Consider the following 18,311-nt stretch of genomic DNA (forward strand, 5'->3'; position numbering starts at 1 on the left):
AGCTACGGTAAGGAGGTGCAGCCGGAGAACGAACCAACCGAGCGGCACGCGGGCCGTCTGACCAGGGCCCGTGTGCTCTACCGCAACGTCTCCACGCGCCGGCTGGCCTGGTTGCTGCTCAAGGACATCGTCCACTCCTGCATGACGTACCGCGTCACCGGACTGGCCGCCGAGGCGGCGTTCTGGTGCCTGCTGTCGCTGCCGCCGCTGATCCTCGGTCTCCTCGGTGTGCTCGGCTACACCCAGGCCTGGATCGGGCACGACACCCTCGACAACGTCCGGCAGCACATCCTCGGCGTGGCCGGCACGGTGCTCTCCGACAAGGGCGTGGACGAGATCGCCCGGCCGTTGCTCAACGACGTCTTCACCGGCCGCCGGCCCGACGTCATCTCGCTCGGCTTCGCCATCGCCCTGTGGTCCGGCTCGCGCGCCCTGAACGTCTTCGTCGACACCATCACGATCATGTACGGGCTCGACGGCCGCCGCGGCATCGTCAGGACGCGGCTGCTGTCGTTCGCGCTGTACCTCGCCGGGCTGCTGGTCGGCGCGGTCGCGCTGCCGCTGATGGTGGCCGGGCCGGACGCGGTGGTGAGCCTGCTGCCGGCCAGTGAGCACGTCGTCCGGGCGCTGTACTGGCCGGTCGTCCTGCTGCTGTCGGTCGCCTTCCTCACCACCCTCTACCACCTCTCCGTGCCGGTCCGGTCGCCCTGGCCGGAGGACATTCCCGGGGCGGTGGTGGCGCTCGGCATCTGGGTGCTGGGCAGTTTCCTGCTGCGGCTGTACCTGGTCTCGACGGTCGAGGGGCCCACGATCTACGGCTCGTTGGCGGCGCCGGTCGCGGTGCTGCTGTGGATCGGCGTCTCGGCCTTCGCGGTGCTGGTCGGCGCCGCGATGAACGCCTCGCTGGACCGCGTCTGGCCGTCGGCCGCCACCGCCGAGGCACGCGAGGAGATGGCCCGGCGACTGGCGGAGAAGCGGGCCGCCGAGGCGAGCAAGCGGGACGAGGACGGCCGGGAGGGCCAGGCGGGCCAGGCGGGCCAGGAGAGCCGGGAGGGCCAGGAGGGCTCGGAAGGACCGAAGGGGCCGAAGGGGCCGGCGAACGGGTGACGGGTAACGGCCTTACCCGTCCGAACCATTGACACCTCCCCGGATGGGCGCAGATGATCCTGGCCCACGAGCGAACGAAAGTTCACCAGGCGAACGCGACACTCGCTCCCGGAGAGATCGACAGTCCGGCGGTCCGGCAGTACTCCGGTAGTCCGGCAGTCCGCTCGCCGCATCCCAAGACGAGGTGCCCATGCCACCCACCGCTCCGCGCCACACCTTCCGCTCCGTCGCGCCCGTCCTGGCGCTGTGCTGGCTCGCCGTCTTCTTCGAGGGGATGGACGTCAACGTCTACGGCGCCGTCATGCCGCGGATGCTGGACGACCCCGGTCTCGGCCTCGGGCCCGCCACGGCAGGCACCATCGGCAGCTGGACCACGCTCGGCATGCTGGTCGCCGCCCTCGTCATCGGCCCGGTGACCGACCGCCTCGGCCGCCGACCGGTCCTCGCCGTCAGCGTCGCCCTGTTCTCCATCGGCTCGGCGATCTGCGCGCTCTCCGGCACCCCGGCGCCCTTCGACGCCGGACGGTTCCTGGCGGGCCTCGGCTTCGGCTCCCTGCTGCCCATCTGCCTGTCGATGGTGCTGGAGTTCGCCCCGCCGCGCCGGGCCGCGCTGGCCACCGGCCTGCTGATGACCTCGTACCACGTGGGCGGCATGTTCGCGACGGGCCTCGGGCTGACGCTCGCCCCCGCGCTCGGCTGGCGCTCGGTCTTCTGGGCCGGGGTGCTGCCCGCGCTGATCGCCGTCCCGCTGCTGCTGCGCCTGCTGCCGGAATCCCCCGGTGTGCTGCTCGCCAAGGGCCGTACCGCCGAGGCCGAGGCGGTCGCCGACCGCTACGGCATGGCCCGCCCCGCCCCCGCGGACGCTCCGGCCCACGGGACCGGCGGCCGGCCGTCCGCCCTCCTCGCGCTCTTCCGCCCCGGCGCCCGCTGGGCCACGCCGCTCCTCTGGCTCGCCTCGTTCTGCGGACTGCTCCTGGTCTACGGCGTCGGCACCTGGCTGCCCCAGATGATGCGCGCCTCCGGGTACGGCCTCAGCTCCTCGGTCAGCTTCCTGCTCGTCATCAACATCGGCGCCGTCGTCGGCATGTTCATCGCCGGCCGCACCGCCGACCGCTTCGGCCCGGTGCGGGTCTCCGCCCTCTGGTTCCTGCTCACCGCCGCCGGCGCCCTGCTCCTGAGGGCGCATCTGCCGCTCGCCCTGACCTACGCCGTGGTCGCGGTCACCGGCATCTGGCTCTTCAGTGCCCAGGTGATGGTCTACGCGGCCGCCGACCGCGTCTACCCGCCCGCCGACCGCGCCACCGGCCTGGGCTGGGTCACCGGCATCGGCCGCACCGGCGCCGTGGTCGGTCCCTGGCTGGGCGGCGTCCTCGCCGCCGGCGGCAACGCCCAACTGGGCTTCGTGACCTTCGCGTTGGCGGGCCTGGTGGGTGCCGCCGCGATCGGCCTGGTGCCGGTGGCCCGCCGCCTCGGCGGCGGAGCGCCGGTTCCGGCTCCGGTGGGGGCACAGGCAGAGGCGCAGGCGGGGGCGGAGTAGGGGAGGCCCCCCGCACGGCTCTCTGCCGGTCGCCGGGTGCCGTTGGCCGTCGTGTCGCCGGCGGGCCGGCTCAGCCGGGCCGCTCCTCGACGTACGTGAGCCCGGTCGTCGGGTTGCCGAGGAAGCTCAGGGCGCGGCGGTCGAGGCCGCATACGGTCAGCAGAAGCTCCAGGGCGGTGTCCGCCTCGGGTGTCGCGCGGGCGAGCCACACCAGGACGACCTCCTGCCCGTCATGCCGGGTGAGCGCGAAGTCGGAGGTCCGGACGCGGAACACGGCGACATCCATCTCGCCCAGGTCGTCCCAGCTGGACTCGAGGGTCAGGCGGAGGCGGGCGGCGAGCGCCTCCAGGGGGACCCGCAGCCCGGCCACCGGCCGGAAGTGCGCGGCCGCGTACTCCCAGGCGCTCGTCTGGAAGGCCGGGTTGCGCTTTCCGCCCTGATAGGCGGGGGCCGCCTCCCAGTCCGGCTCCGGTGGCGGAACGGCAAGTGCCGTCACAGGACCGGGATCCGTACGTACCGGCCGGCCACCGCGAGGTCCGCCTCGATGGCGGTGGCGGTCTCGCGCAGGGCCGGGAGGATGGCGTCGCGGGTGCCGGCGGGGGTGGTGCGGCCCGCGTGGGTGGAGACGTTGACGGCGGCGACGACCTCGCCGGAGCGGTCGCGCACGGGCACGGCGAGCGAGCGCAGGCCCTCCTCCAGTTCCTCGTCGACCAGGGCGTATCCGTCGGTGCGGACCTGCCGGACGAGGTCCAGGAGCGCCTCCTCGTCGGTGACGGTGTGCCGGGTGAACGGGCGGAGGTCGGTGCGGGACAGCCGGGCGGACACCTCGGCCGGCGGCAGACCGGCCAGCAGGGCCCGGCCCATGGACGTCGCGTACGCGGGGAAGCGGGTGCCCAGGGTGATGTTGACGCTCATGATGCGCACGGTGGGGACCCGGGCGACGTACTGGATGTCGTCGCCGGCGAGGACCGCCATCGAGGCGGAGTCGTGCACCCGCTCGACCAGCGCGGCCAGATGGGGTTGGGCGATGGCCGGCAGCGTCAGGCCAGAGAGGTGTGCGAACCCCAGCTCCAGCACCTTCGGCGTGAGCCGGAAGAGCTTGCCGTCGGAGGTGAGGTAGCCGAGGTGCTCCAGGGTGATCAGGGCCCGCCGGGCGGTGGCCCGGGCCAGGCCGGTGGCCTCCGCGACGGCGGTGAGCGGGAGTGCCGCGCGGCCGGCGCCGAAGGCGGTGAGGGTGATCAGGCCGCGGGCCATCGACTCGACGAACTCGGGGCCCAGTTCCTGCTTGGAGGCCCGCATCCAGGAGGCGTGGGACCCTCCGGTGGGGGGCGCGGCGCCGGTCGGGGTCTCCGGTGGGGCGGTCAGGGCGAGTTCCATGGCCGTCACCGTGTCGCGCAGCCGGGGGAGCACCGCACCGGGCAGCTCGGCGGCGGACAGCCGGCTGGTGTGGCTGACGACGCTGACCGCGCAGACGACGCGGCCGGAGGGGTCCCGTACGGGCATCGCGACGGCGACCAGGCCCGGTTCGATGAGCTGGTCGTCCAGGGACCAGCCGGCCGCGCGAGCGGCGTCGACGCGCCGCTCGAATACGGCAGTTGAGGAGTCGTCCGCGTCCCCCTCGTCGTGGGTGCGCGGGGGGACGGCCGGGAAGCCCGCGTCCGTCGGGTCGGCCGCGCGGCGGCGGCGCCAGCGTTCCCGGTCCGCCGCGTCCCACGCGTCCGCGAACAGCGCCCCGGGCGCGCCGCGTTCGGCGGGCAGCAGATCGCCGATGCGGAAGGCGAGGGACATCGCGCGGCGGCGGGTGGCCTGGTGGACGAAGCGCACGCCGTCGCCGTCCGGGACCGCGAGCGAGACCGACTCGTCGAGCTCGTCGGCCAGCCGGTCGGCGAGCGGGCCCAGCCGGTCCGGGAGTCCGGACGCGGCGAGATAGGCGTTGCCCAGCTCCAGCAACCGCGGCGCGAGCACCGCGTCGCGGCCCTCGACGCGGACGTAGCCGAGCCGGGCGAGGGTGCTCAGTACCCGGTCGACGGTGGAGCGGGCCAGGCCGGTGACCCGTACCAGATCGCCCACCGCCTGGCGGCCGCCGCCGGCCGACAGCTCCCGCAGCACGGTCAGGCAGCGGATCAGCGGACCCACCGCTTCCGGCGGGGCGGCCGGGGAGGACGGTGCGGCGGGGGCGGGGTGGGTCATGGCCTCTCCCTCGTGCGGTGATCTCGTGCGAACCGTACCCGGCGGACCGTTGACAGGGCCGGGGGCGGGGGCCAGACTCAGAGCGTCCATTATGAACTTAAGTTCACTGGGCGAACAACCGGCGTATTCCATCCTTCGCATCCCTAGCGCCCGGATCTTCGACAGAGGCTGGAGGACAGGGCCGATATGGCCGACATCCGTTCGTTGCACGAGGCCGTCGCGGAGCTGATCCACGACGGGGACACCGTGGCGCTGGAGGGGTTCACCCACCTCATCCCGTTCGCCGCCGCGCACGAGATCATCCGCCAGGGCCGCACCGGCCTCACCCTCGCCCGGATGACCCCCGACGTGGTCTACGACCAGCTGATCGGCGCGGGCGTGGCCGCGAAGCTGGTCTTCTCCTGGGGCGGCAACCCGGGCGTCGGCTCACTGCACCGCTTCCGGGACGCGGTCGAGAACGGCTGGCCCGGCCCGCTGGAGACCGACGAGCACAGCCACGCCGGCATGGCCAACCGCTACGCCGCGGGTGCGGCCGGGCTCCCGTTCGCCGTGCTGCGCGGCTACCGCGGCAGCGACATCCCCTCCCGCACGCCCACGGTCGCCACCGTCACCTGCCCGTTCACCGGCGAGGAACTGGCCGCCGTCGCCGCCCTCAACCCGGACGTCACGGTCATCCACGCCCAGCAGGCCGACCGGGCCGGCAACGTCCAGCTGTGGGGCCTGACCGGCGTCCAGAAGGAGGCGGCGCTGGCCGCCCGGCGCGTCCTGGTGACCGTCGAGGAACTCGTCGACACCCTGGAGCCGCGCCCCGGCGGCGTCGTCCTGCCCACCTGGGTCGTCGAGGCGGTCGCGGTCGTCCCCGGCGGCGCCCACCCCTCGTACGCGGCCGGGTACTCGGTCCGCGACAACGCCTTCTACCGCCGCTGGGACGGGATTTCGCGGGACCGGGCGGCGTTCGGGCGGTGGCTGGAGGGGATCAGGGGCGGCGCCGGCAGCTCTCCCGCGGCGACCGTCCCCACCACCGCTCCCGACGCCCCACCCGTTCCCGAGGCCCCACCCGCGTCCGACGCCCCACCCGCGTCCGTAGCCCCACCCGCGCCCGCCCACGCCTCGGCGCCCGCGCCGTCCCCCACCCCTGCGCCGCCCTGCACCCCCGACGAGCTCATGGAGGTCAACGCGGCCCGGGCACTGGCCGGTGCGCGGACCTGTTTCGTCGGGATCGGGCTGCCCAGTACGGCCGCCAACCTCGCCCGCCGCACCGTCAATCCGGACCTGGTGCTGATCTACGAGTCCGGCACCCTCGGCTCCAAACCGACCCGGCTGCCGCTGTCCATCGGGGACGGCGAACTGGCCGACACCGCCGACGCGGTGGTGTCCGTGCCCGAGATGTTCAACTACTGGCTGCAGGGCGGCCGGATCGACGTCGGCTTCCTCGGCGCCGCGCAGGTCGACCGGTTCGCCAACATCAACACCACCGTCGTCGACCGCGGCCCCGGCAAACCCGAGGGCCGGCTGCCGGGCGCCGGCGGCGCCCCCGAGATCGCCGCCAACTGCGGGCAGGTACTGATGGTCCTGCGGCACAGCCGCCGCAACTTCGTCGGTGCGCTGGACTTCGTGACCACCCTCGGCCACGGCAGCGGCCCCCGGGACCGCGCCGCGCTCGGACTGCCCGGCGCCGGACCGACCGCCGTCATCACCGACCTCGGCGTGCTCCGCCCCGACCCCGGCACCGCCGAGCTCGTCCTGACCGACCTGCACCCGGGAGTGACGGTCGAGCAGGTACGAGCGGCCACCGGCTGGGACCTCAAGGAGGCCGACCGGATCGGCGTCACCGACCCGCCCACCGCCGCCGAACTCACCGCCCTGCGCGCCCTGAAGGCCGCCACGCCCCCGGCCACCCCCGCATCCGGTACGCCCGAGACGGCCGCCGCACGGAAGGACACCGCCACCCGATGATCACCGACCGGCCCCGGGACGTGTACGTCGTCGACGCCGTCCGCACCCCCTTCGGCAAATACGGCGGCGCGCTGTCCGGCGCCCGCCCCGACGACCTCGCCGCGCATGTCGTCAAGGCCCTGGTGGACCGCGCACCGGGACTCGATCCGGCCACGGTCGACGACGTCTGGCTCGGCAACGCCAACGGCGCGGGCGAGGAGAACCGCGATGTGGCCCGGATGGCGGTGCTGCTCGCCGGGCTGCCGGTGTCCGTACCCGGCGTCACCGTCAACCGCCTCTGCGGCTCCGGCATGGAGGCCGTCGTCCAGGCCGCCCGGGCCGTCGCGCTGGGCGACGCCTCGGTGGCCGTCGCCGGAGGCGTGGAGTCGATGAGCCGGGCGCCCTGGGTCCTGCCCAAGCCGGAACGCGCCTTCCCGGCAGGGCCGCAGACCCTGCACTCCACCACCCTGGGCTGGCGGCTGACCAATCCCAGGATGCCCGGCGAGTGGACCGTCGCCCTGGGCGAGGGCGCCGAGCTGATCGCCGACCGCGACCGGATCACCCGCGACCGGCAGGACGCCTTCGCGCTGGCCAGCCACGAGAAGGCGGCCCGCGCCCGGAAGGACGGCGCCTTCGCCGCGGAGATCGTGCCCTACGGGGAGGTGTCCGAGGACGAAGGCATCCGTGAGGACACCTCGTTGGCGGCGCTGGGCAGGTTGCGGCCGGCCTTCCGTACGGGGAGCGACGCGGTGCGCGGGGCCACCGGGCCGTCGGCCGGCGCGGGCACCGTCACAGCCGGCAACTCCTCACCGCTCACCGACGGTGCGGCCGCGCTGCTGCTGATGGACGAGCGGGGGCTCGGCGCCTCCGGCTGCACCCCGCTCGCCCGGATCCGCAGCAGTGCGGTCACCGGCATCGAGCCGCAGTACTTCGGGCTCGGCCCGGTGGAGGCGGCCACCCGGGCACTGGAGAAGGCCGGACGCGGCTTCGACGCCCTGCACACCGTCGAGCTCAACGAGGCGTTCGCCGCCCAGGCACTCGGCTGTCTGGCCCGCTGGCCCGAGCTCGACCCCGGCCTCGTCAATCCGCGCGGCGGTGCGATCGCTCTCGGCCACCCGCTCGGCGCCTCCGGGGCGCGGCTCGTCGGCGCGGTCGCCCACCAACTGGCCGCCGCCGGCTCCGGAACGGGCCTCGCGACGCTGTGCATCGGCGTCGGGCAGGGCCTGGCGATGGTGCTCGAAAGGTAGTTACCCGCCCGGCGTCGGGAGCCGCATCCTGCAGGGGCACCGCGCCACGGACGTGCCGCCGCGGCCTCATGACCGACAGCTCGATGCTCCCGCACCCGGAACCACCCGCACCGTCCCGTCCACCCGCACCGCCCCGACCACCCGTACGGAGAGGGCACCCATGACCCTGACGCCGTTCACCCCCGCGCCCCGGGCACTCGTACCCGGCGCACCGCTTCCCGGCCCCCGGCCGCTCGTCGCGCCCGCACCGCCGCTGCCCACCCAGGCCGACATCAGCCGCGAGATCGCCGCGCGGTCCGCCGCCGCCGAACGGGACCGTGCCGCCGGCGCCCCCGTCCCCGCGCACCCCGCGCGGGACTACACCCCGTACCGCAGCAGCACCCCCCGCCACCCCCAACGGCCACCGGTCGAGATCGACCACCTGGCCGACCCGGAGGCCGTCGAGCTGACCGGCCCCGCGTTCGGTGTCACGGACGTCACCGACCTGGACGCCGACCTCACCCGGCAGCACCCGGGCGAGCCGCTCGGCGAGCGGATCACCGTCACCGGGAGCGTCCTCGACCGCACCGGCCGCCCGGTGCGCGGTCAGCTCGTCGAGATCTGGCAGGCCAACGCCTCCGGCCGGTACGCCCACCAGCGCGACCAGCACCCCGCCCCGCTCGACCCGAACTTCACCGGCGTGGGCCGCTGCCTGACCGACGACCAGGGCCGCTACACCTTCACCACCATCAGGCCCGGCGCCTACCCCTGGCGCAATCACGACAACGCCTGGCGCCCGGCCCACATCCACTTCTCGCTCTTCGGCACGGCCTTCACCCAGCGGCTGATCACCCAGATGTACTTCCCCGGCGACCCGCTCTTCCCCTACGACCCGATCCTCCAGTCGGTCACCGACCCGGCCGCCCGCGCCCGCCTGGTCGCCGCCTACGACCACGAACTCTCCCGCCCCGAAAGGACGTTGGGCTACCGCTGGGACATCGTCCTGGACGGCCCGTCCGCCACCTGGACCGAGGAGGGCCACTGATGCCCCGCGCCACCACGGACCCGGCCGGCACCGACCGCCCGACCGCGGCCCCCGAGCCCGACCCGGCTGCCGCCCCCGACCCGGCCGGCACCCCCGCCGCGCCGCTGCCCCCGACGCCCTCGCAGACCATCGGGCCGTTCTACGGCTACGCCCTCCCGTTCCGCGGCGGCGAGCAGATCGCACCGGCCGGCCGGCCCGGCACCATCGTCCTCCACGGCCGGGTACGGGACGGGGACGGCGCCCCGGTGCCGGACGCCCTGCTGGAGTTCTGGCAGGCGGGCCCGGACGGCAGCCTCACCGGGGCGCCCGGCTCGCTGCGCCGCGACCCGGTCACCGGCGCCGTCATCGGCCGCCACGGCCTGGACTTCACGGGATTCGGCCGGGTCCCGACCGACGCCGACGGCCGCTACGTCCTGCACACCCTGCCCGCCACCGCCCCGGCCGGCCACCCCGGCGCCGCGCCCTACCTCGCCGTCTGCGTCTTCGCCCGCGGGCTGCTGCACCACCTCTTCACCCGCGTCTACTTCCCCGAGCACGCCGAGGCCCACGCCGCCGACCCGCTGCTGTCCCGGCTCCCCGACGACCGGGCCCGCACCCTGCTCGCCCACCCGGACGGCCCGGACCGCTACCGCTTCGACGTCCAGCTGCAGCAGACCGCCGACGGCACCCACGAGGAGACGGTCTTCCTTGCGTTCCGATGACCGCCTCCGGTCCGATGACCGCTCCCGCACCGACGCCTCCCGCCCCGGTGACCGGAGTTCCGACGGCAGAGGTTCCGCCCCCTGCCCCGCCCCCGACCCCGGCACCGCACCGCCCCAACCCCCGTACGACGACGCCGATGTGGGACTGCTCGCGCCGTCCCGGGCCGGTTCCGCCGTGGCCGACGCGACCGGCGACGGCGCCTATCTGCGCGCCCTGCTCGACGCCGAGGCCGCGCTGACCCGTGCCCAGTCCGCCGCCGGACTCGCGCCGGAGGAGGCGGCCGCCGTGGTCACCGCCGTGGCCGCCGAGCCCGGCCGCCACGACCCCGGCACGCTCGCCCGGCGGGCCCGGGCCGCGGGCAACCCCGTCGTCCCGCTCGTCGCCGATCTGACCGCCGCGGTCGCCGCCCGCGCCCCCGCGGCCGCCGGCCACGTCCACCGCGGCGCCACCAGCCAGGACATCCTCGACACCGCCACCATGCTGGTCTGCACCCGGGCGCTGGAGCCCGTACTGGCGGACCTGGCCCGGACCGCCGAGGCGCTGCGCCGGACCGCCGCCGCGCACCGGGACACCCCGATGGCCGGCCGGACCCTCACCCAGCACGCGGTGCCGACCACCTTCGGCCTCAAGGCGGCGGGCTGGCGCAGCCTGGTGCTCGACGCCCACGCCCGGCTCACGGCCGTCCGTGCCGCGCTGCCCGTCCAACTGGGCGGCGCGGCCGGCACCCTGGCCGCCTTCCACGCGTACGCCGAGGCCGAGACCGCGGCCGAGGGCGCACCGGCCGCCGCAGGCCCCGACCCCGGCACCCGGCTGCTCACCGCCTACGCCACCGAGACCGCGCTCGCCGAACCCGCCCTGCCCTGGCACACCCTGCGCACCCCGGTCGCCGATCTCGCCGGGGCGCTCGCCTTCACCGCGGGCGCCCTCGGCAAGCTCGCCGCCGATGTCCTGACCCTCTCCCGCACCGAGATCGGCGAGCTGTCGGAGGGCAGCGGCGGTGGCTCGTCCGCCATGCCGCACAAGGCCAATCCGGTGCGCGCCACGCTGATCGCGGCCGCCGCCCGCCAGGTCCCGGCGCTCGCCGGGGTGCTGTACGGCGCGCTGGCCGCGGAGGACGAGCGTCCGGCCGGCGCCTGGCACGCCGAATGGCAGCCGCTGCGGGACGCCCTGCGGCTGGTGGGCGGCGCCGCCCGGGACGCCGCCGAGCTGACCGGTGACCTCCGGGTGCATCCGGACCGCATGCGGCGCAACCTCGACGCCACCGGTGGTCTGGTCGTCAGCGAACGCCTGGTCGCCGCGCTCACCGCCCGGACCGGCCGGGCCGAGGCCCGCCGTCTGCTGGACACCGCGGCCCGCCGCACCGCCGAGCAGGGCGTCCCCCTGGCCACGGCACTGCGCGACACCCTGCCTGATCAGCGGCTTCCGGAAGACCTCGCCCCACTCCTCGACCCGTCCGGCTACCTGGGCTCCGCCGGTGCCCTCGTGGACCGGGCGCTGGAACGTACCGCGCACACCCCGCAGGAGCCCGCATGACCCACCCGCCCGCCGGCCCGCCGCCGCACCACACCCTCGACGGTCCGGACGGCGCCCCACCGCTCGTCCTGGGCCCCTCCCTCGGCACCGAACTCTCCGTCTGGGATCCTCAACTCCCTGAACTGGCACGTGAGTTCCGCGTGGTGCGCTGGGACCTTCCGGGCCACGGCGGCAGCCCCTCCGTCGCCACCACCACCGTCCCGGCCCTCGCCCGCGGGGTCCTCGCGCTCGCCGACGGCCTCGGCATCGGCCGGTTCTCGTACGCCGGGATCTCGCTCGGCGGCGCGGTCGGTGCCTGGCTCGCCGCCCACCACCCCGAGCGGATCGCCTCGCTCGTGCTGATCTGCTCCTCCGCCCGGTTCGGCACCCCGGAGGCATGGCACGAACGGGCCGCCCTGGTACGGGAGTCGGGGCTCGGGCCGGTCGCCGACACCGCCGCCGGCCGCTGGTTCACCCCGGACTTCGCCGCCTCCCCGGAGGCCACCGCACTGCTCGGCACCCTGCGGCGGCGCATCGCCCCGGCCGGCTACGCGGCCTGCTGCGACGCCCTCGCCGGCTACGACCTGCGCGATGACCTCGCCCGCATCACCGCCCCCACCCTCGTCGTCGCCGGCCGCACCGATCCGGCCACCCCGCCCCCGCACGCCCGCGCACTCGTCGACGGCATCCCCGGCGCCGGCCTCCTCGAACTGCCCGGCGCCGCCCACCTCGCCAACGTCGAACGCCCGGCCGCCGTCCGGGCCGCCCTCCTCGGCCACCTCGCCGCACCGCCGGACGCCCCGGGGGCCCTCCGAGTCCCCGCCCCGCACCCCTCGGAAGGAACCGCGCCGTGACACCCCCACCGCCCGTCCGCCGTACCACCGTCGGCATCATCGGCGGCGGCCCCGCCGGACTGCTGCTGGCCCGTCTGCTGCACCGGTCCGGCATCGACTGCGCCGTCCTGGAGAGCCGCGACCGCGGTTACGTGGAGCGGCGGCAGCGCGCCGGCATCCTCGAACAGGGCACCGTCGACGTGCTGCGCGGCTGCGGAGCCGGGGCCCGGCTGGACCGCGAGGGCCTGGTCCACGACGGCATCGAGCTGCGCTTCGCCGGGCGGTCCCACCGCCTCGACTTCCCGGCGCTCACCGGCGGCCGCCGGGTGACGGTCTACGCCCAGACGGAGGTCGTCAAGGACCTCATCGCCCTGCAACTCGCCTACGGAGCACCGCTGTTGTTCGGTGCGGAGGCGCTCACCGTCGAGGGCGCGGACGGGGACCGCCCCGCCGTCCACTACCGGTACCAGGGCCGCGTGCACACCCTCGACTGCGACTACGTCGTCGGCTGCGACGGCTTCCACGGCGTGGTGCGCCGGGCGGTACCGGAGGGCGCACGCCGCACCTACGAGCGCGGCTACCCGTACTCCTGGCTCGGCGTGCTCGCCGACGTCCCGCCCTCCGCGGACGAGCTGATCTACGCCCACTCCCCTCGCGGCTTCGCCCTGTTCAGCATGCGCAGCCCGACCGTCAGCCGGCTCTACCTCCAGGTGCCCAACGGCACCGACCCGGCGGACTGGCCCGACGACCGGATCTGGGACGAACTGGAGACCCGCGCGGCCGTCGACCCGGCCACCGGGGCCGCCCCCTGGAAACTGGCGCGCGGGCCGATCACCGCCAAGTCGGTGCTGCCGATGCGCAGTTCGGTCACCGAACCGATGCGGTACGGCCGGGTGCTGCTGGCGGGCGACGCGGCGCACATCGTGCCGCCCACCGGAGCCAAGGGCCTCAACCTCGCCGCAGCCGACGTCACCGTCCTCGCGCGCGCCCTGACGCATCTGCACACGACCGGCTCGACGGAACTGCTGGACGCCTACTCCGCCACCTGTCTGCGCCGGGTCTGGCGCGCCGAGCACTTCTCGGCCTTCATGACGACGACCCTGCACACCGCCCCGGACCAGTCGCCGTTCGACACCCGGCTGCAGCTCGCCCAGCTCGACCGGATCGCCACCGCCCCGCACGCCGCGGCCGAACTCGCCGAGAACTACACCGGACTGCCGCTCCCCGCGGTCCCGGCGGAGTGCTCCTCGCGGTAGCGGACCAGCAGCATCGCCGCGTCGTCGTGCAGCGGGCCCTCGGCGTGGTCGACCAGGTCCTCGCGCACCGCGCGCAGGGCGGCCTCCGGGTCGGCGTCCTTGAGCAGCGCCGCCCGGTCGTCGAGCGGGTAGAACCAGCCGGCCGCGTCCCGCGCCTCGCTGACCCCGTCGGTGTAGAAGAGCAGTTGGTCGCCGGGGCTGAACGGCACCTCGTAGGGCAGCGGGGTGTCGGCGACGTGCCAGGTCAGGCCGAGCGGCAGGGACCGTTCCGGCGGGGCGGCGAACCCGACCGTGCCGGCGGGGCGGACGACCAGCGGCGCCGGATGGCCGTAGTTGAGCAGGGTGGCGTGCGGACCGTCACCGATCTCGGCGAGCACGGCCGTGACGAAGCGTTCGCCGGACAGATGGCGGTTCAGGGCCCGTTCGACCCGCTCGCCGACGGCCGGCAGATCGGGTTCGTCGTACGCCGCCTCGCGGAACGCGCCGAGCACCACCGCCGCGCTCTCCACGGCCTCCAGCCCCTTGCCCTGCACGTCCCCGACGATGATCCGGACACCGGCCGGCGAGGTCACCACCTCGTACAGGTCCCCGCCGATCCGGGCCTCGGCCACCGCCGACGTGTAGGAGACCGCGATCCGCAGCGGTCCGGCGCTGCGCGGCACCGGGCGGAGGAGCACCCGCTGGGCCACCTCGGCGATCGAGCGGACACTGGCCAGCTCGGCCTCCCGGCGCTGCCGCATCAGGGCGGCGACCACCCCGGCCGCGGTCACCCCGGCCACCGACAGCAGCGCGGTCAGCCCCCGCCGGCTCTCGAACAGTCCGTTGTAGACGCCCAGCCCGAGGCAGAGGACGGCAGCGGTCAGCCCGGCCAGCGCGGTCCGCCGCCAGCCGCCGACCAGCCCGGCGAACGCGGGCCCGAGGGACACCAGCGGCAGGAAGCCCACACCGGGCCCCGCGGTCAGGTCGACGGCGGACACCACGGCCATGACCGTGTAGGGGAGCACGGACAACACACGGGAGCCGGTGCAGCGCTCCCCGTTCTCCACGGTCAAGGCGTTCTCCGACGGTGTGGTGTGAGGTGATCGGGTGGCGGGGCCGTCGGCCGTCGGACTGTCCGAAAACGGCCCCCAGACCCCCGACCTGAGCATATGCAACATATGCCGTATCGAAATACCTCACCGACGCCCGTTACCGAATCGCAGTGGCGGGGGCATCCACCGGTCACGAACGCCCGGATCTTACGGACCCATGACACGGCCGCCGTGGCGCGGGCCGTCCCGCCCCGCCGCGCTTAGCGTGACCGGCATGCGCGTACTGGTCACCGGCGGCGCCGGATTCATCGGATCACAGGTCGTCGACGCCCTCCTGGCCAGCGGCCACGAGCCCGTCGTCCTCGACGCCCTGCTGCCCACCGCACACCGCGAGCCGCCACCGCCGCGGCCCGGCACGCACCGGGTCGTCGCCGACGTACGGGACCGGCCGGCCGTCGAGGCCGCCCTGCGCGGTGTCGACGCGGTCTGCCACCAGGCCGCCATGGTCGGCCTGGGCAAGGACTTCGCCGACGCCCCCGACTACGTCGGCTGCAACGACCTGGGGACCGCCGTCCTGCTGGCGGCGATGGCCACGACCGGGGTCCGGCAACTGGTGCTCGCCGGGTCCATGGTGGTCTACGGGGAGGGCCACTACACCTGTCCCGCCCACGGGGTGGTGCGCCCCGGCCCGCGCGCGGTGGCGGACCTGGACGCCGGCCGGTTCGAGCCGCGCTGCCCGCACTGCGGCTCCGAGCTGCGGCCGGGCCTGGTCGACGAGGACGCGCCCGCCGATCCCCGCAACGTCTACGCGGCCACCAAGCTCGCCCAGGAACACCTCGCCGCCTCCTGGGCCCGGGCGACCGGCGGCCGGGCCGTCGCGCTGCGCTACCACAACGTCTACGGCCCCGGTATGCCGCGCGACACCCCCTACGCCGGGGTGGCCTCGTTCTTCCGCTCCGCCCTCGCCCGCGGCGAGCCGCCGACCGTGTACGAGGACGGCGGCCAGCGGCGGGACTTCGTCCACGTCCGGGACGTCGCGGCCGCCAACGTGGCCGCCCTGACCGCCCTGCCGGACCGGGCGGCCGCCACCCTGACCGCGTACAACACCGGCAGCGGCGTCCCGCACACCGTGGGCGGGATGGCACGGACGCTGGCCGCCGCGTACGGCGGACCGGACCCGGTGGTGACGGGGGAGTACCGGCTCGGCGACGTGCGCCACATCACCGCGTCGCCGCGGCGGATCGCCGAGGACCTCGGCTGGCGGGCGGCGATCGGATTCGAGGAGGGCATGGCCGAGTTCGCCCGGGAGGAGATGCGGACCGCCGCGCCCACCGGGCCGGGCACCCCCCTCCCCGCCGCACCCCGGCCCGCCCCGGTGGACGTCGTCCTGCCCTGCCTGGACGAGGCCGCAGCCCTCCCGTGGGTGCTGGCACGCATCCCGGCCGGCTGGCGCGCCATCGTGGTGGACAACGGCTCCACCGACGGCTCCGCCGAGATCGCCCGCGAACTGGGCGCCACCGTCGTCCGTGAACCGCACCGCGGCTTCGGTGCGGCCTGCCACGCCGGACTGCTGGCCGCCGAGGCGGACATCGTCTGCTTCTGCGACTGCGACGCCTCCCTGGACCCGGCGCTGCTCGTCCCGTTCGTCCGGGCGGTCCGCGACGGCGACCGCGATCTGGTGCTGGGACGCCGGCGCCCCCAGGGGCGCGGAGCCTGGCCGCCGCACGCCCGGGCCGGCAACCTCGCCCTGGCCCACCTGGTGCGCCGCCGCACCGGCCTGCGGCTGCACGACCTCGGCCCGCTGCGCGCCGCCCGGCGCACCGACCTCCTCGAACTCGGCCTCACCGACCGCCGCAGTGGCTACCCCCTGCAGATGGTGGTGCGGGCCGCCGACGCCGGCTGGCGGATCGAGGAGCGCCCGGTGCCCTACCGGCCGCGCACCGGCCGTTCGAAGGTCACCGGCACCTGGCGCGGCACCTGGCAGGCGGTCCGCGACATGCGGGCCGTGCTCAGCCGGCCGCCGTCGGCCGCCCCGGCGCGGGAGACGGCCCGATGAACCGCCCCGCGGACCGTACGCCGCCCCCGAACGGGCCGACCGCGGTCCTGGTCATCGCCAAGGAACCGGTGCCCGGCCGGGTCAAGACCCGGCTGACCCCGCCCTACACCCCCGACGAGGCAGCCCAGTTGGCCGCCGCGGCCCTGTACGACACCCTCCTCGCGGTCCGTGCGATGCCCGCCCGGCGGCGGACCGTGGTGCTCGACGGACGCCCCGGGGACTGGCTGCCGGACGGCTTCGAGGTCCGGCCGCAGTGCGCCGGCGGCCTCGACGAACGGCTCGCCGCGGCCTTCGCCGCCAGCCGGGGCCCCACCCTGCTCATCGGCATGGACACCCCCCAGGTGTCCGCCGAACTCCTCGCCCCCGCACTGGAGTTGACCGCCTGGGAAGGCCGTGACGCCTGGTTCGGCCCGGCCGAGGACGGCGGCTTCTGGGCGCTCGGCCTGGCCGACCCCGACCCGCGGCTGCTGCGCGGCGTCCCGATGTCCACCCCGGGCACCGGCGCCGCCCAGCGCGCCCGCCTGGCCGCGGCCGGCCTCCGGATCGGTGACCTGCCGGCGCTCCGCGACGTCGACACCGCCGCCGACGCCCGTCTGGTCGCCGCCCAGGCCCCCACCGGCCGTTTCGCCACCACCCTCGCCCGGCTGACCCCGGTGACCGGCCGATGAGCGCCACCGTCCCGGCCGCCCCGCCGCACCCGCCGGCCTGGGGCGCGGACGCCTACGCCGAGGCGCTGCGCCGCGGCCGCGGGCCGCTCTATCTGCGCCGTACCGACGGCTGGTTGCTGCCGCTGGACGTCGCACGCTGGTGCGCCCCGGCGGACGCCGCCGACCTCGCGGCACTGCGCCGCTGCGAGGGCAGCGTCCTGGACATCGGCTGCGGCCCCGGCCGGCTGGTCGCCGCGCTCACCGCACCGGGCAGACGGGTGCTCGGCATCGACGTCAGCCCGGCCGCGGTCGCCCGTACCGCCGCGGCCGGGGGCGCCGCACTGTGCCGCTCGGTCTTCGACTCCCTGCCGGAGGAGGGGAGTTGGGGCACCGCGCTGCTCCTCGACGGCAACATCGGCATCGGCGGCGACCCCCGCGCCCTGCTCGCCCGCACCGCCGCGCTGGCGCACCGGACCGGGCTGCTCCTCGTGGAGACCGCCCCCGAGGACGTCGACGAACGGGCCCGGGTCGGCGTCGCCGGCGACCCGTACGCGGACCACCACACCGCCGTCACGTTCCCCTGGGCCCGGGTCGGGACGTCCGCACTGCTGCGGTACGCCGACGCCGCGGGCTGGACACCCGTCGAGCGGTGGACCGCCACCGAGCCCGGTCAGTCGCCGTCCGCCGCACGCCGCTTCGTCGCCCTGCGGCGATGCCGCAGCCTGCCCACCGCCCGCCGGGGCTGAACCGTACGGCACAGCAACCACAGGGCGGAGACCGCGAACAGCACCGCGCTGATCAGCAGCCAGCGGCCCAGGAAAACCCCGGCCGGCAGCCCGGTCGCGAGCTCGTAGTGCGCCGCCGGAGCACCGCCCGCCGCATAGGAGATCAGCGGGAACCACACCAGCAACAGCAGCCCCGACAGCGCGGCGGGGACCCGGACGAAGGCCGTCCAGGACCGACGGCGACCGGCCCCCGCCGTGCACCGGACCACCGCACGGTCGGCGAGCGCGTACAGCGGCAGCAGCACCAGATCGTGCAGCAGCGCCGCCCCCACGAACCACACCACCACCAGCGGCCACCGCCCGCCGGCCAGCAGCCGCACCCCCGCATAACCGGTGAGGGCGAACGACCCGAGCATCAGCACCAGGTGCAACGGCCCCTCGCCGTACCAGCGGTGCCGGCGCAGCCGCCGCCACCCACGGACCGCGGCGGCCCGCCCCGGCATCCGTAC

General features: G+C 75.7%; 16 protein-coding genes and 2 pseudogenes. 14 read left to right on the forward strand and 4 right to left on the reverse strand.

The features are described from left to right. Positions 1–15: 15 nt before the first annotated feature. Entirely contained in the window at positions 16–1,107 is a 1,092-nt protein-coding gene (locus tag V2J85_RS26010) for a YihY/virulence factor BrkB family protein (RefSeq protein WP_330822890.1), read from the forward strand. Between the two features lie 190 nt (positions 1,108–1,297). Beyond that, complete coding sequence (locus V2J85_RS26015) at positions 1,298–2,644, forward strand: MFS transporter (protein WP_330822891.1); 1,347 nt, start codon at positions 1,298–1,300, stop codon at positions 2,642–2,644. 70 nt (positions 2,645–2,714) lie between these two features. On the opposite strand, the gene V2J85_RS26020 is transcribed toward V2J85_RS26015, so the two are convergent. Further along, complete coding sequence (locus V2J85_RS26020; RefSeq protein WP_330822892.1) at positions 2,715–3,140, reverse strand: hypothetical protein; 426 nt, start codon at positions 3,138–3,140, stop codon at positions 2,715–2,717. Next, positions 3,137–4,834, reverse strand: a complete 1,698-nt coding sequence (locus tag V2J85_RS26025; protein ID WP_330822893.1) for an IclR family transcriptional regulator domain-containing protein — start codon at positions 4,832–4,834, stop codon at positions 3,137–3,139. The genes V2J85_RS26020 and V2J85_RS26025 overlap by 4 nt, the downstream gene beginning before the upstream one ends. A 186-nt stretch (positions 4,835–5,020) precedes the next feature. Between V2J85_RS26025 and V2J85_RS26030 the strand changes: the two are divergent. From V2J85_RS26030 to V2J85_RS26065, 8 genes and pseudogenes are all read left to right on the forward strand, one after another. Further along, positions 5,021–5,809 (forward strand): annotated as a pseudogene (locus V2J85_RS26030) (CoA transferase subunit A); the annotation flags it as partial. A gap of 189 nt (positions 5,810–5,998) precedes the next feature. Continuing rightward, positions 5,999–6,790: a CoA-transferase subunit beta gene (locus V2J85_RS26035; protein WP_330822937.1), complete on the forward strand. Its 792-nt coding sequence runs from the start codon at positions 5,999–6,001 to the stop codon at positions 6,788–6,790. Beyond that, a complete protein-coding gene (locus tag V2J85_RS26040; RefSeq protein WP_330822894.1) occupies positions 6,787–8,016 on the forward strand; it encodes a thiolase family protein in 1,230 nt (409 codons plus the stop codon). Before V2J85_RS26035 ends, V2J85_RS26040 begins: the two co-directional genes overlap by 4 nt. 160 nt (positions 8,017–8,176) lie before the next feature. Beyond that, positions 8,177–9,040 carry a protocatechuate 3,4-dioxygenase subunit beta gene (gene pcaH, locus V2J85_RS26045; RefSeq protein ID WP_330822895.1) on the forward strand — a complete coding sequence of 288 codons (864 nt, stop codon included), beginning with the start codon at positions 8,177–8,179 and terminating at the stop codon, positions 9,038–9,040. Next, positions 9,040–9,741, forward strand: a complete 702-nt coding sequence (gene pcaG, locus V2J85_RS26050) for a protocatechuate 3,4-dioxygenase subunit alpha (RefSeq protein WP_261955073.1) — start codon at positions 9,040–9,042, stop codon at positions 9,739–9,741. Before pcaH ends, pcaG begins: the two co-directional genes overlap by 1 nt. Positions 9,742–9,880: 139 nt before the next feature. Next, positions 9,881–11,275: a 3-carboxy-cis,cis-muconate cycloisomerase gene (gene pcaB, locus V2J85_RS26055; protein ID WP_330822939.1), complete on the forward strand. Its 1,395-nt coding sequence runs from the start codon at positions 9,881–9,883 to the stop codon at positions 11,273–11,275. Then, entirely contained in the window at positions 11,272–12,108 is an 837-nt protein-coding gene (pcaD, locus tag V2J85_RS26060) for a 3-oxoadipate enol-lactonase (protein ID WP_330822896.1), read from the forward strand. The genes pcaB and pcaD overlap by 4 nt, the downstream gene beginning before the upstream one ends. Continuing rightward, positions 12,105–13,343, forward strand: a complete 1,239-nt coding sequence (locus V2J85_RS26065; RefSeq protein ID WP_330822897.1) for a 4-hydroxybenzoate 3-monooxygenase — start codon at positions 12,105–12,107, stop codon at positions 13,341–13,343. The genes pcaD and V2J85_RS26065 overlap by 4 nt, the downstream gene beginning before the upstream one ends. Here the strand turns inward: V2J85_RS26065 and V2J85_RS26070 are convergent. Beyond that, the gene (locus V2J85_RS26070) at positions 13,292–14,395 is read right to left on the reverse strand and encodes a PP2C family protein-serine/threonine phosphatase (protein WP_330822898.1); all 1,104 of its coding nucleotides are present in this window, start codon (positions 14,393–14,395) and stop codon (positions 13,292–13,294) included. The two genes, V2J85_RS26065 and V2J85_RS26070, sit on opposite strands and share 52 nt — an antisense overlap. A gap of 253 nt (positions 14,396–14,648) precedes the next feature. On the opposite strand from V2J85_RS26070, the pseudogene V2J85_RS26075 reads away from it, so the two are divergent. The 4 genes and pseudogenes from V2J85_RS26075 to V2J85_RS26090 form a co-directional block, all read left to right on the forward strand. Further along, positions 14,649–15,716 (forward strand): annotated as a pseudogene (locus V2J85_RS26075) (NAD-dependent epimerase/dehydratase family protein); the annotation flags it as partial. 33 nt (positions 15,717–15,749) lie between these two features. Further along, the gene (locus tag V2J85_RS26080) at positions 15,750–16,430 is read left to right on the forward strand and encodes a glycosyltransferase family 2 protein (protein ID WP_419836838.1); all 681 of its coding nucleotides are present in this window, start codon (positions 15,750–15,752) and stop codon (positions 16,428–16,430) included. Further along, the gene (locus tag V2J85_RS26085) at positions 16,427–17,098 is read left to right on the forward strand and encodes a TIGR04282 family arsenosugar biosynthesis glycosyltransferase (protein WP_330822899.1); all 672 of its coding nucleotides are present in this window, start codon (positions 16,427–16,429) and stop codon (positions 17,096–17,098) included. The genes V2J85_RS26080 and V2J85_RS26085 overlap by 4 nt, the downstream gene beginning before the upstream one ends. Next, positions 17,095–17,823 (forward strand): class I SAM-dependent methyltransferase, encoded by a 729-nt coding sequence (locus tag V2J85_RS26090; protein ID WP_330822900.1) that lies wholly within the window; start codon positions 17,095–17,097, stop codon positions 17,821–17,823. Before V2J85_RS26085 ends, V2J85_RS26090 begins: the two co-directional genes overlap by 4 nt. Here the strand turns inward: V2J85_RS26090 and V2J85_RS26095 are convergent. Next, a complete protein-coding gene (locus tag V2J85_RS26095; RefSeq protein WP_410011353.1) occupies positions 17,748–18,305 on the reverse strand; it encodes a hypothetical protein in 558 nt (185 codons plus the stop codon). The two genes, V2J85_RS26090 and V2J85_RS26095, sit on opposite strands and share 76 nt — an antisense overlap. Positions 18,306–18,311: the final 6 nt, after the last annotated feature.

This window comes from Streptomyces bugieae (genome assembly GCF_036352915.1).
GTDB classification, from domain to species: Bacteria; Actinomycetota; Actinomycetes; order Streptomycetales; family Streptomycetaceae; genus Streptomyces; species Streptomyces endophytica.

What these genes read in the sequence shown, in the direction of transcription:
- pcaD (WP_330822896.1), top strand. Translation starts at nt 11,272, where the DNA reads ATGACCCACCCGCCCGCCGGCCCGCCGCCGCACCACACCCTCGACGGT.
- V2J85_RS26085 (WP_330822899.1), top strand. Translation starts at nt 16,427, where the DNA reads ATGAACCGCCCCGCGGACCGTACGCCGCCCCCGAACGGGCCGACCGCG.
- V2J85_RS26035 (WP_330822937.1), top strand. Translation starts at nt 5,999, where the DNA reads ATGGAGGTCAACGCGGCCCGGGCACTGGCCGGTGCGCGGACCTGTTTC.
- pcaH (WP_330822895.1), top strand. Translation starts at nt 8,177, where the DNA reads ATGACCCTGACGCCGTTCACCCCCGCGCCCCGGGCACTCGTACCCGGC.
- V2J85_RS26090 (WP_330822900.1), top strand. Translation starts at nt 17,095, where the DNA reads ATGAGCGCCACCGTCCCGGCCGCCCCGCCGCACCCGCCGGCCTGGGGC.
- V2J85_RS26040 (WP_330822894.1), top strand. Translation starts at nt 6,787, where the DNA reads ATGATCACCGACCGGCCCCGGGACGTGTACGTCGTCGACGCCGTCCGC.
- V2J85_RS26025 (WP_330822893.1), bottom strand. Translation starts at nt 4,834, where the DNA reads ATGACCCACCCCGCCCCCGCCGCACCGTCCTCCCCGGCCGCCCCGCCG.
- V2J85_RS26095 (WP_410011353.1), bottom strand. Translation starts at nt 18,305, where the DNA reads ATGCCGGGGCGGGCCGCCGCGGTCCGTGGGTGGCGGCGGCTGCGCCGG.
- V2J85_RS26015 (WP_330822891.1), top strand. Translation starts at nt 1,298, where the DNA reads ATGCCACCCACCGCTCCGCGCCACACCTTCCGCTCCGTCGCGCCCGTC.
- pcaG (WP_261955073.1), top strand. Translation starts at nt 9,040, where the DNA reads ATGCCCCGCGCCACCACGGACCCGGCCGGCACCGACCGCCCGACCGCG.